A 12,592-nucleotide genomic window follows, 5' to 3' on the forward strand; every position below is an offset into this window, starting at 1 on the left:
TGATGCGATCAGACATCCTGTTTATTTTCGCTACGGCTGTGCCTGTTTATTTAATCTTTGGCGTCATTCTTTCGACTTCACTTACGGCTGCGACAACGGAGAATCAAGGTATCGGTGCCGCAGATGAATATGTATTTGATGGCGCATTATTTCGTGGTTCTTCCTTTAATCAAGAGACTGTGCTGCATTTAACCCAAGGAGAAAGTATTTCGCCTGGTCGTTATAAAGTAGATATTTACATCAATAACCATTTTTTTGAGCATCGCGATGTTCGCTTTATTCAAGATGCACAGCAGCATATTCAAGCCTGTTTCAACACAATGCAATTACAACGTGCATCGATTATCACGTTAATACCTGAAAAAATGGCCAAAACAGAAACAGAAACAGAAACAGAAACAGAAACAGAAACAGAAACAGAAACAGAAACAGAAAATTGTGCTTCATTGCAAAGCCTGATCGGCGCAGGTAGCAGCCAATTCGACTTTAAGCGTTTAAGGCTGAACTTAACGATTCCAAACAGTTTAATCAAACAAGTCCCAGCGGGCTATGTCAATCCGAGTGAATGGCGTATGGGTGAGTCAATTGGGTTTATTAACTACATCAGTAACGTTTACTATAATCGCTATGCAGCTATAGGGTTTAACCAACATCAAGATTCCGCTTATTTGGCATTAAACGGCGGCATTAACTTTGGACAATGGCAGTTCCGACAACAATCCAACTTAAACTATCAGCAGCACCATCTGCATTGGCGCAATCTACGTCGCTATCTTAAACGGCCAATCCCCAGTCTCAACAGTGAGCTTGCACTGGGCCAATTGAGCAGTATGGGTCGTTTTTTTTCAGGAATCAGTTTTAATGGAATCAGCCTGCATTCTGATGATCGTATGCTGCCCAACTCTAAGCAGGGTTATGCCCCTGTTATTCAAGGTGTTGCCAAAAGCAATGCCCGCGTTTCAGTTCAACAAAATGGTTATGAAATTTATCAAATCACGGTCGCACCGGGCCCATTTAAAATAAGTGATCTGTTCCCAACCAGCGCCAATGGTGACCTAAATGTCATTATTGATGAAGCAGATGGCAGCCGCTCAAACTTTCGTGTGCCCTTCTCTGCTGTCGCTGAATCTGTACGGCTAGGTGCATTTAAATATAGCTTTGATCTGGGCAAAACCCGTGACACGCAAAATGACCGTATCTTTGCCAATCTCACCACCCAATATGGATTCAGCAATACCATCACACTCAATAGCGGCTTCAGGATTGCCAATCACTATCAAGCCATTGTACTGGGCAGTGCCTATACCCATCGAATTGGTGCTTTTGGCGCAAATCTGACGCTTTCTCGTAGCACAGCTCAACAACAGGCCAGCCAAAAAGGCTGGATGTTGGCAGGCAACTACAGCAAAACCATCCAGCCAACCAAAACCACAATTGCCCTCAGTGCCTATCGGGTTTCCAATTCAGGTTATCTTGAACTCACCGATTTGATTCGCTTAGATCAACGCAAACCAACAGGGCGTATTTCTCGTACCAATTCCACACAAGCCAATTCTCGCTTCACGCTTTCAGTCAATCAAGCCTTGGGCCGTTTCGGTGGGATCTATCTTTCTGCATCCGCGCAACAGTATCGGGCAAAACGTCCCAATGACAACCAGTTCCAACTCGGCTATAGCAAATCATTGGCGAATGGACTTTCCATAAACCTTACCGCAACGCGACTTAAACGAGGTCTTACTCCAACCGATCAAGAAAGCCCATCCCGTCTTCCGAGTGTAATCTCAAATCCTAAGGACCAACATCATGCCAGAACAGAAACCAGTTTTGGCTTGTCAATTGCCATGCCACTGGGTCTAAAAAGCGCACAAAAATCGCATCAACTGATGCTGTCGGCCTACCACAATACCAATCAAAATGACTATCAAGCCAATTTAAGCGGTGCGATCCTACAACGTCCCGACCTGCACTATAGTCTGGGGGTCAATTATGAGGATGCCTCACAGCAACGTCATTGGAATGCATCCATCCAGAAGCATAGCCCAAATGCCAACATTGATGTCAATGCAGCTATGGGGCAGCACTTTTGGCAAGCCGCTGCCAATATACAAGGTGCATTGGCAATACATGCGGGTGGCATTACTTTTGGTGGCTATTTGTCTGATACCTTTGCCTTAATTGAGGCACAAGGTGCGCAAGGCGCCAAAGTTTTAAACACCCAAGACAGCACAATTAATAGTTATGGCTTTGCCCTGTTACCGGCATTAACCCCCTATCACTACAATACGATTGCGCTGAGCCCAGAAGGCATGTCTAGTCAAGCTGAGTTGGTTGCTGGTCAGCAACGGGTTGCACCCTACGCAGGTGCTGCCATTAAAATTAAATTTACCACTCATCAAGGCTTTGCCTTTCTGGTTCAAAGCACACTTGCAGATGGGGTTGCTGTCCCCATGGGAGCCGATGTTTTTGATCAATCTGCCAATAATATCGGCATTGTCGGGCAAAATGGTCAAATCTACTTTCGGTCAGAACAGTCCAAGGGTGAACTAAGCATTAAATGGGGCGAAAATGAACAAGAGGCTTGCAGCATTCACTATGCGCTCACATCACAACAAATTCGCATCCCCCTAACCAAATTCTCCGCAATTTGTAAAGTAGAGCAATAATATGCGCCCTATACTTGGAAACTACTTCAGCCTCGGATTGCTGGGCACTGTTTTGTGTACTGCTTTGTGTTTGGCCAGTACTGCACAAGCCAGTTGCAGCTCAAGCAAGCTCACCCGTACTGGAAATGAATACGCTGCAACGATTAGCTTTGCCAAACTCAATCTCAGTTCAGACTACTTACAACCTGCAGGCACCTTGTTGGGCAGTCGTATTGTTGCACCCACCGCACATCAACTTATGGGTGCCAATGCCCGCTCCATTCTTTGGAGCTGTGATGAAGCGGATTTAGGTTCGATCTATTTTCTGGTCGCCACCAATGGCGATGATCGCTTGGCCGGTTATTGGGAAGTTGGTGCAGCTGATGGCTTGAGTCATGTTTATGCGACTTGGTGGGAATACATTGGCTTAAAACAAAGCATGGCGGGCGTTGATATTACTCGTTTTTGGAAAAAAGTTCCCATCACTTCATTTGAACGGAATAACCGAAAAATCAATATTCGACTCATGGACCTTCCCCCACTCGAAGCCAGTCTGTATAAAATCAGCAGCCTACCGCCCATCATTGGCAGCAACAGTAACGCTTGTAATCGGATGGGCAGTTCAGGCCTATATGACTGTCAACAACCGAATAGTTATCTGCAACTGTCGGGGGATGCCAATGTTGGTTTTGACTTTGCACATGATTATGTGGGTGAAGATTCGAGTCTTCAGCATCGCTTTATGAGTGACAACAATGGCTTCGCTTATGGACTCCATCACACCGGGCCTCTCACCAGAACCGAAACCTGTGTTGCAAGAAATGCAACACCACTGATTCAATTTCCCACCATGTCCGCATTACATTTACAGCAAGGTGACAGTGCGCAAGCCGATTTCTCGGTCACCATTGAATGTAGTGATCAAGTACACTCTGGGACGGACTCAGGTCAAACTGCGATTGCCTTTGAAATTTCCAATAACGCTTATGCTGTTGCACAGAATCTAGGCTTGTTACAAGCCAATGGCGCAGTGAACTATTTACTTTCAGATCAATATCAATCGAACTCAGATTTGGCACAAGGGGTCGGCATTCGACTTAAAAATGCAATTTCAGGCAAGCAAATCTTATTTACTCATCCTGCTACCGGATTAGGCGGTGGAGAAAGTCTGGGTTGGTATCCGGTTTTAGAGGGTGCTTCCAGAGTCGGTCGATTGCAATCGGGCTACAGCAGTTATTTGCAAAATTACACTGCGATCTTGGAAGCATTGCCTGGGCTCAACGTAACGCCCGGAAAAATTAAAGCCACGGCAACCGTCGTCGTAAAAGTGCAATGAACATTGTTCAAATAAAAGAGCGCAGTCAGCGCTCTTTTAACAAAGTTTAATTGTTCAATGTTCAATCGTTCAGTTTCACAATCGCTTAGTATTTAAAATTCATCGTCAACATATAGCTTCTTGGATCACCGAAATACCCTGCTTTATAACTTGGCGTGATGCGAGTGTAATAGGTTTTATTAAACAGATTATTCACATTCATGGTGACATTAATTTTTGGACTAATATCATATGCTGCATACAAGCTACCCAATACGTAGGCCTTTTGCGTCAGCGCTTTTTCAAAAGGTTGATCAGCCGTCCCTATTTTAATTTGTGCAGTGCTTGAATCGTACCAATTCAGTCCAGCCCCAACTTTAAGCCCAGATAAAGCTTGGTCAAAGGCATAATTTACAAATAATTTAGCATCTTGGTTCGGCATTGAGGTATTTAAACGCTTACCCGCTTTATTCTCGGTTTTGTTGTAGGCATAGCCTGCACTTAAACTCAATTGATCGGTGAGTTGCCCAACGGCCTGCAGCTCTATGCCTTTGGTGGTAGTATTGTTTGCAGCGCGATAGCGTACATCACGGCCATTGGGACTTATATAATTGGGATCAATCTCAGCCATATTGTCTTTTTTAGTCCGATATACCGCAGCATTTAAATTCAGGCGCTCATCCAACAAACTATTTTTAAGCCCAAACTCAATACTACTGCCTTCCTCAGGATCTAAATACTGATCATGAATATCCAGATTATATTGTGGCTTAAAGATTTCGGTATAACTGGTATAAATCGTGGTATTGGGTGTTAGATCAAAGGTTGTTGCAATATAAGGTACAAAGACAGCATTGCGTTTTTGCTCATTGCTGGTCTTGATTAAATCCCCATAATGATAAGTTTTAAGTTTGCTTTCCCAGTGACTGACACGACCACCTGCAAATAATTTCCAACGATCCGTTAAATGCCAACGTGTATTTAAAAAAGCTCCCAACTGCTTACTTTCTGTAGTTTTATCTCCAAGACCGCTACGTTCTGTATCGAAGTCTGGTAGCTGAGCGCCGTCAAATGCATGACTATTTTCGATTGTCTGCCCTTTGGGATAATGCATGCCATATTCCTCAGCATTGCGCGTCCATCCATTTAAGCCAAATACCACTTGGTGCTCACGCTCAAATAAATTGAACTTGCCATTTACCGTTGCATCAAAGCTATGTTGCTTTAAATAGCCCTCACTTGCCCAATAGGAATAACTCAGTCCTGAGCCATCGCTGTTCATACTGCCGTTAAATGGCCAGAAATTCTTCAATGACCCCGCTAAGGTCTGATAGCTATAGGCTAATTTAGCTTGCCACTGATCATTCAATGCTTGATCTAAATAAATATAATAATTTTTATGGGTTCGCGTCCAACGCACCCAATCACTACTTGCGATATTGTCTTTGGGCTTAAAATCGGTTTCAGTACCATCCGCATAAAAAATAGGTGAAACATTTCCAAGCCCCTTAGGATCATCCTTTTGATAATCCATCCCCAACGTTAATGTCGTAGTGTCTGTCAGTTGCGAGGTTAATGCACCCGATAAGACAAGATTATTTTTCTCATAATGCTGGCGTCCTGTATCACTACGGCTATAGGCGGCAATAAAACGCCCATTCAATTTTTCATCAGCCAATATCGCCCCAGAAACATCGCCTACATAGCGTTGCGTATTCCAACGCCCATAACCCACGCTTCCCGATGCTTGAAATTCACTGCTTGGCCGCTTATGAATCATATTAATACTGGCTGAGGGTTCACCTAAACCCGTGGTTAAACCTGTGACACCTTTAAGCACTTCAATATGGTCATAAATGGCGCTGTCATAAGCAGGGATTGCTAAAACTGAAGCACCCGTACCTGAATAAGCCGTTGTTATGCCATCAATCTGAATATTATCAACATTAAAGCCGCGTGCACTAAAGCTCACCCGCTCACTGTCATTGTTACTGACATTAATACCAACCACTTGATTTAACACCTCAGCCAAGCTGGTCAACCCCTGATCTTGGATCTGTTGCTGAGTCACAACACTGACCGTTTGTGGCGTATCTTTTAATGAAATATCCATTTTGGTCGCCATGCTTGAGTTTGGCTTAATATATTTTTTTGAATGTTCCGTCAGCTTTTCTTCAACAAGACCATGCACAATAATCGTCGGCAAACTTTGTACAGTTTCATCAGCGGTAGGACTCGATTCTAAATCCATCGCTAAAACAAACGTCGGTAGAGCCAATAAAGCATAAAATAACGGCGTGAAATATGGGAGGCGCATAGAAAACACACATGAAAACGAATTGATATTCATTATCATCTGTGTTGCAGAAATTAACAATAGACCAGTCTATATAATTTCAATATTTTGAATTTTTATTTCACAAACAGCTGTGGAATATGCGTAGATAAGGTTCGCAATGGATCGAGATTTTTATGTATTAATGCCAGTACCACAGCCCCCTCTAATAACATCACCAATAGTGTAGTCAGTTGCTCCGCTTCTGCCGCTGAATAATGATCTTGTTGAAGTTTATTCTGACAAACCTCCATCCAGTTCTGCATGACTTGCTTGGTCGCAACCTGAATGCGTTCAACATCATATGAGGTTTTGGAGACAGCCATCACCAAGGGTAGGCTGGCTGAAAGCCCCGCTTGTTGAAAGTAATCAATCACCATTTCGATATAGGCTTGCATCGCGGCCAATGCCGTCGAATGTTGTGCAAACAAGTCAATGGTCGCTTGTTTTAATACCCCACCAAAGTACACAATCGCCTGTTCTGCAATCTGTTCCTTGCCTTCTGGAAAATAATGATAAAGAGAACCTTTGGGAATACCGGCTTCTTGAATAATCTGATTAATTCCAGTTGCGGTATACCCTTGTAGACTAAACAGCTCTGCGGCTTTGGTCAGTATTTTTTCTTTCATTGATATTTTAGACAATATGAATTACCCATCGGAACGTTAAAGCGTGCAAAAAATTATAAAAGAAAGCTAAGCCGAAGACCATCTATCAATACTCTGCTAAGCAAACGGTTGAACTCAATATGCCTAAACAGTATTTTTTCATTCAAGGCAAAACACAAAAAATTAAGTCTTGATGCCATAGCAAGTGTCAAAAGTTGCACAAATTATTGGGGTGAATTTTGTTGTAATACATGCAAAAGATCAAAAGCGATGGCGTTTTATCATCGGTTTGGCTTTATTTATTTAACAACCAATCCACTAACATTTTGAATCCCTGAAAATGTCCCGATTATAAACAGCGATCGACTTTAGACTCATTTTCCCTTTATATTTTAAAAACCTATTTCTGTTCAGTTGCTACATCATACGAACTTTGAAACTCGCTTTTCATTCTCTCATCACTTGTCGAAGCTATAAATGCTTCCATTTTTTGCTTATATTCAACATGCCCAGCTTTATACATTGCTAAAAGATAGCCCCATTCCCCATAAGGATATTGAGGATCATCTTTCGGAGCTTCATTTAGATTTTTCTTGATATATTGAGCTAGTTTTTGATTACAGGATCTAATCGCATCTTGTTTACGATTTAATAATTCTAATAATTGGCATTTTATAATTTGTTTCACTAGAGAAGGATTTTCAGCGAGTTGTTTTTCATTTAAATCATAAGCTTCTTGATGCATTTCTAAATAAAGATAAATATTCATTTGTATTTTTTCTCGCTCATATTTATTTTTTATGTGCTCGGTTTCGGATAAAAACCTTCTAAAACGAGGATTACTAACCTCACGATCATTTAGATCTAATTCATTTATTAATTCTTTGTATTTATCTTTAATCGCCTGATCTTCAGCCGTAATTTTCGGTGCATCGTTTTGTTCTTTAGCGATGTTCTCTTTTTCAAATGCGCCATCTTGCGCCTTAGAGCAAGATGTACTAAGGAATGAAATACAAACAATAGCCAAGATGAAGTATTTTTTCATTTTGAATCCCAGAAAATGTCCCTATTATAAACAGCGATCGACTTTAGACTCATTTTCCCTTTATATCTGAAGAACCTATTTCTGTTCAGTTGCCACATCATAAGAATCTTGAAATTCTCTTTTCATTCTTTCTTCTGTTGTCGAAGCTATAAATGCTTCCATTTTTTGCTTATATTCAACATAACCAGCTTTATACATTGCTAAAAGATAACCCCATTCTCCATAAGGATACTGCGGGTCATCTTTAGGCGCTAGATTTAGGTTTTTTTGAATGTATTGAGCTAGTTTTTCATTACATAATCTAATCTCATCTTGTTTACGATGTAATACTTCCAATAATTGGCATTTTACAAACTGTTTCTCTAGAGATGGCTTTTCAGCCAGTTGTTTTTCATTTAAATCATAAGCTTCTTGATGCATCCCTAAATAAAAATAAATATTCATTTGTATTTTTTCTCGCTCATATTTATTTTTTATGTGCTTGGTTTCGGATAAAAAACTTCTAAAGCGAGAATGACTAACCTCACGGTCATTTAGACCTATTTGATTAATTAATTCTTTATATTTATCTTTAATCTCCTGATCTTCAGCTGTGATTTTCAGTGCATCGTTTTGTTCTTTAGCGATGTTCTCTTTTTGAAAAGCTACATCTTGTACCTTAGAGCAAGATGTACCAATGAATGAAATACAAATGATAGCCAAGATGAAGTGGTTTTTCATTTAATAAGCCTCGCAGCAGAAGTTAAGGTAAAAGTATGCGTCATATGACTCGGGGTTGTAACCACTGCACTTACATCAATACGAGCCTCATACCCCAACTCTAATTCAACTTTAACAATGGATAAATTAGGCTCTGGAAGAATGATACTACACGTACCAACAGGCTCTTTCCCTTTAGTATTATCCCAATAACCTGGTTCACCCATTGTTAGTTTTTTAGATAGAATAAATTCAAAAGTCCGGTTTTTCTCTCTAAATATACGAAGTGCTGCAAATGGGAAAACTTTAGCATCAATACTCAGCCTTGGAGGGACATAAGAAACTGCAACATATAATTTCTTTTCTTTAAGTATATAAGTGACTATAAAGTCACAAGCCCCTGATATTGCTTGTGTTAAAACGCCAAACCAACCTCTTACATCACTATTATATGGAGTTAATAACGGCTTAAATTTCAAGTAATCAACTTTGTCCTGCTCGATATAGTAAATTTCATATTTACCTTCATCTTGAGTAAAACTATTTGTTTGATTCTGTTGCCTACTCGTTGATTGTAAATTTGATATAGCAGAAGTCGCAGCCCCACCACTATCTCCAACAACATGATTTTGTTGAGGTAGTATCATTGCTCCACACGTAAGCTGATCGCCAACATAAGCGACTGCTTTGTCATCAAAAATAATATGATCATGACTTTTCACAACCGTTGACCAACATTTGCATTTTGGGCAAAAGTGCCCATCACCGGCACGCACAAATAAATGACCCATCTGAGAACTTCTCATCTGAGTTGAAGGAATCATACCGCCATGATCAGTCAAAGCATGATGAATCGCAAAACCTTTAGCCATGATTTATCTCCGATCTATAATGAGTCATGACTCAAAAAGTCTTTAGGGCTTGGTTGATATTTAAAAATATGAATAGCGAATGAACTGTTAAAAAAGTTATATTTATCAAATTGATGCTCCATATACTTATCATTGTTTTTGGTAATTCTTATTTTTCATCCTAACGATATAATCCATAATCCCGATGAAGAATGCAAATTTACGCGTATTAAAATCATTTTATATTTTCCCAAAATGCTTTTCTTTTTTATGTCTTTTTTATTATTTTACAACTGTATCGTCTGATATTTCTTATATCACTCCACTTCTGGTTGCATCGAAAAATAATAATAATTCTGACCAAGCTTTTCTCAATCTAGACTTAGCCTACTAAGCTTCGGGCTTTAACCGAGTTTTCCATATTCAATGCCACTACCCCAATCAACACAATCGCACCACCTAACATCACCATAATTGAAGTTTTTTCATGCAAAATAACCGCAGCCATCAGCATGGCAGTCGGGGGAATTAAATACAGCGCACTTGAAGCACGGCTCACTTCTACATATTTTAAGACATAAGCCCATGCTAAATACGCGAGTGCACTTGGGAATATTCCCAATATAAGTACCGCAATATCGACATTCAGTGGCGCGAGCATGAATGCAGTATTGAGTCCTTTAGCATAGGGCAAAAGAAACAGCGTGCCAAACCATACGGTATAACAGGTCATACTAAAGGGGTCATAATGCAGTGAGTACTTCTTCTGTAATACAAAATAAATACTCCAAGACAATGCCGCGCCCAAGACCAATAAGCCATACAGATTCGTAGCTGCAATCCCATGATCGCCCACAACCACCATTGCAGCCCCAAACATCGCAATCAATATGCAGCCGCAACGCCATAAACTAATTTTTTCTTTTAAAAACCAATAAGCAATCATGGCAGAGAATACTGGGGTGGATTGTGCCAATACACTTGCAGCACCCGCACTGACATGCATTTGACCAAGGTTTAACAATAAATGATGCAGCGTCACTGCGAAAAAACCCAAACCTGCCAGTAGCGGAATATCTTTTAGTCTGGGTGGTGTGATTTTTATGGAGATGGCGAGTATAAATAAGAAAGCAGAAGCAATAATAAAGCGAATCAATGCTAAGTGTTCAGGCGTATAAGCCTGTAACCCAATTCTGATGCCAATCGGCGAATAGGCCCAACATAGAATGACACTCAGTGTCGCAAACAAAAGCTTCCCTTTCTGTTGATGCATCTTTACCATCCTTGTAAACGCTGATCTTATTATTTTAAAGTTTGTCTTTGATCAATTATAAATGTGTGATCTACAGCTGTTTAATCCTGATCTCTATCACTTTATAGCATTACAGTCGCTCGACCAAGGCCGAAATTAAAAATAAGCCGGAGCCTCAATTATTCTAACATCCTGCTCTTCGAGCGCTCTATTTTAAACCAAAGTTTGAAATCTTCTTTAAGCCTTATTACTTTCTCATCTCTCCGCGTATTATCATCTTCCAAGTTAGGTTTTAGTTTTTTAAAAAGCGCTTTCTCATTTTTGAGCCTTTTACATAGTCTTCTAATAATGTTGATTCGATCTGTTTATTTGATTTAAAGCGTGTCCAGTTTGTCCCATCCCAACCTTCTGGAAATACTCCAAAACCGAGCATACAACTATTTTTCTCAAATGGGATGTACATCACCATAACAACAAGACGATAACGTGCATAAACATCCGTTTGAGAGGTTGCGTAGTCTGATAAGCGTGCATAAGGAATGTCAAAAGGCTTTAAAAATAAAAAAATGTCTGTATTTTCATTCGACATTATATCTTCAGATATCGTTAAGTCCTCAAACGTCATGATATCTGTAGAAGTTTTATTTAAGCGTTTCAGCAGTTGCTCCGTCGCAAATGCTTTGAATTCCATTCGCGTTGCAGTTGTACACTGATCTTTAATCATAAAATGCGTATCTTGCATAATAAAATGATTATCAAATGGTTCAATCACTTCTTTTGCAACGATAGACAATGATAAGCTGCTTAAAACCATTCCCAATACGAGCGCTTTATAGTTCACTAAACAACATTCCTTTAAATAATAGGTATAAATAGCCATATAATATTGAACACGTTTTAATAAAACAAATACAGCCTAAGTCTTCGTTATTTAATCATCATTGACTGCCATATTAAATGACTATTCTTGTATTATGCCTATATATCCTAAGAATCTAACGCCATGAAAAAACTCATCCTTTTATTTCTATTGAGTATCAGCAGTACAACTTTTGCGAATAATCTGAATAGTGAACAGCAAGAGCAGGTTCAACATATTATTAACTTATTTAAAAAGCATGATATTGATGCGATCAGCCAATCGATCAGCTACCCCTTACAACGTCAATCACCGATTCCTAGCATTGAGAATGCGGCAATGATGAAAAATCGTTATAGCCAAGTTTTCGATGTGCAATTGAGCCAGACAATTGCCAATTCAAAATTATCGCAATGGTCGAGTGTCGGATACCGTGGGGTGATGTTAGACAGTGGTCTAGTTTGGTTAGATGGCCCTGAGATTCGCGCGATTAACTACATGAGTCCTGCCGAACAGCAGTATAAAAACAAGATCATTGCTCAACAAAAACAAATGCTGCATCCAACACTCAAGCAATTTAAAGACGTTGCCCTACAATTTAAAACAGAGAAATATCAAGTTCGTATTGATCAACTCTCCAATGGAAACTATCGCTATGCAGCTTGGGCGGCATCAAAGGCTCAGTCCAGCAAACCTGATCTGATCCTCAATAATGGTAGCGTTACCATGGATGGATCAGGCGGTAATCATTTTTATCGCTTTAAAAATGGTGCCTACCAATATACAGTTTATCGCTTTATCCTCGGTGCAGAAGACATAGACGTAGAACTGGTGGTTGAAAAGAATAGCAAAGAGATTCTTAAGCAAGCTGGTGAAATTTTGCCATGGGTGATTTTAAAATCGAATCAATAAAAAGGTGCTGAACGCATAATCATTTTGACAATCGCCCTTTTTTACCCCAATATTTAAAACACTCTTTAACAGCT

At 40.0% G+C, this 12,592-nt stretch carries 10 protein-coding genes and 1 pseudogene; 4 read left to right on the plus strand and 7 right to left on the minus strand.

All coding sequences use genetic code 11. The features are described 5' to 3' along the window. Positions 1–2 precede the first annotated feature (2 nt). Together FD716_RS09465 and FD716_RS09470 are read left to right on the plus strand one after the other, a co-directional pair. Complete coding sequence (locus tag FD716_RS09465; RefSeq protein WP_139852120.1) at positions 3–2,663, plus strand: fimbria/pilus outer membrane usher protein; 2,661 nt, start codon at positions 3–5, stop codon at positions 2,661–2,663. A 1-nt stretch (position 2,664) separates the two neighbouring features. After that, entirely contained in the window at positions 2,665–3,978 is a 1,314-nt protein-coding gene (locus FD716_RS09470) for a fimbrial protein (protein ID WP_139852121.1), read from the plus strand. An 85-nt stretch (positions 3,979–4,063) separates the two neighbouring features. Here FD716_RS09470 and FD716_RS09475 read toward each other — a convergent pair whose 3' ends face one another. Continuing rightward, complete coding sequence (locus FD716_RS09475) at positions 4,064–6,274, minus strand: TonB-dependent siderophore receptor (protein ID WP_171477017.1); 2,211 nt, start codon at positions 6,272–6,274, stop codon at positions 4,064–4,066. Positions 6,275–6,369: 95 nt separating this feature from the next. After that, complete coding sequence (locus FD716_RS09480; protein ID WP_139852123.1) at positions 6,370–6,936, minus strand: TetR/AcrR family transcriptional regulator; 567 nt, start codon at positions 6,934–6,936, stop codon at positions 6,370–6,372. 166 nt (positions 6,937–7,102) lie between these two features. Between FD716_RS09480 and FD716_RS19320 the strand changes: the two are divergent. Beyond that, positions 7,103–7,230, plus strand: a pseudogene (locus FD716_RS19320) (GNAT family N-acetyltransferase); the annotation flags it as partial. A gap of 70 nt (positions 7,231–7,300) precedes the next feature. Here FD716_RS19320 and FD716_RS09490 read toward each other — a convergent pair. The 5 genes from FD716_RS09490 to FD716_RS09510 all read right to left on the minus strand — a co-directional run bounded on the left by FD716_RS09490 (position 7,301) and on the right by FD716_RS09510 (position 11,588). Further along, positions 7,301–7,945 carry a hypothetical protein gene (locus FD716_RS09490; RefSeq protein ID WP_228714937.1) on the minus strand — a complete coding sequence of 215 codons (645 nt, stop codon included), beginning with the start codon at positions 7,943–7,945 and terminating at the stop codon, positions 7,301–7,303. A gap of 75 nt (positions 7,946–8,020) precedes the next feature. Beyond that, positions 8,021–8,665: a hypothetical protein gene (locus tag FD716_RS09495; protein WP_139852124.1), complete on the minus strand. Its 645-nt coding sequence runs from the start codon at positions 8,663–8,665 to the stop codon at positions 8,021–8,023. Further along, on the minus strand, positions 8,662–9,516 hold the full coding sequence (locus tag FD716_RS19065) for a PAAR domain-containing protein (protein ID WP_228714938.1): 855 nt from the start codon (positions 9,514–9,516) through the stop codon (positions 8,662–8,664). The genes FD716_RS09495 and FD716_RS19065 overlap by 4 nt, the downstream gene beginning before the upstream one ends. A 361-nt stretch (positions 9,517–9,877) precedes the next feature. Next, complete coding sequence (locus tag FD716_RS09505) at positions 9,878–10,768, minus strand: DMT family transporter (RefSeq protein WP_139852125.1); 891 nt, start codon at positions 10,766–10,768, stop codon at positions 9,878–9,880. Between the two features lie 271 nt (positions 10,769–11,039). Then, positions 11,040–11,588 carry a hypothetical protein gene (locus FD716_RS09510; RefSeq protein ID WP_139852126.1) on the minus strand — a complete coding sequence of 183 codons (549 nt, stop codon included), beginning with the start codon at positions 11,586–11,588 and terminating at the stop codon, positions 11,040–11,042. A gap of 162 nt (positions 11,589–11,750) precedes the next feature. Here FD716_RS09510 and FD716_RS09515 point away from each other — a divergent pair, with 162 nt between their 5' ends. After that, the gene (locus FD716_RS09515; protein WP_139852127.1) at positions 11,751–12,518 is read left to right on the plus strand and encodes a hypothetical protein; all 768 of its coding nucleotides are present in this window, start codon (positions 11,751–11,753) and stop codon (positions 12,516–12,518) included. Positions 12,519–12,592 lie beyond the last annotated feature (74 nt).

The sequence above is a fragment of the Acinetobacter pullicarnis genome (genome assembly GCF_006352475.1).
Taxonomy (GTDB): Bacteria; Pseudomonadota; Gammaproteobacteria; order Pseudomonadales; family Moraxellaceae; genus Acinetobacter; species Acinetobacter pullicarnis.

What these genes read in the sequence shown, in the direction of transcription:
- FD716_RS09465 (WP_139852120.1), top strand. Translation starts at nt 3, where the DNA reads ATGCGATCAGACATCCTGTTTATTTTCGCTACGGCTGTGCCTGTTTAT.
- FD716_RS09470 (WP_139852121.1), top strand. Translation starts at nt 2,665, where the DNA reads ATGCGCCCTATACTTGGAAACTACTTCAGCCTCGGATTGCTGGGCACT.
- FD716_RS09475 (WP_171477017.1), bottom strand. Translation starts at nt 6,274, where the DNA reads ATGCGCCTCCCATATTTCACGCCGTTATTTTATGCTTTATTGGCTCTA.
- FD716_RS09490 (WP_228714937.1), bottom strand. Translation starts at nt 7,945, where the DNA reads ATGAAAAAATACTTCATCTTGGCTATTGTTTGTATTTCATTCCTTAGT.
- FD716_RS09495 (WP_139852124.1), bottom strand. Translation starts at nt 8,665, where the DNA reads ATGAAAAACCACTTCATCTTGGCTATCATTTGTATTTCATTCATTGGT.
- FD716_RS19065 (WP_228714938.1), bottom strand. Translation starts at nt 9,516, where the DNA reads ATGGCTAAAGGTTTTGCGATTCATCATGCTTTGACTGATCATGGCGGT.
- FD716_RS09505 (WP_139852125.1), bottom strand. Translation starts at nt 10,768, where the DNA reads ATGCATCAACAGAAAGGGAAGCTTTTGTTTGCGACACTGAGTGTCATT.
- FD716_RS09515 (WP_139852127.1), top strand. Translation starts at nt 11,751, where the DNA reads ATGAAAAAACTCATCCTTTTATTTCTATTGAGTATCAGCAGTACAACT.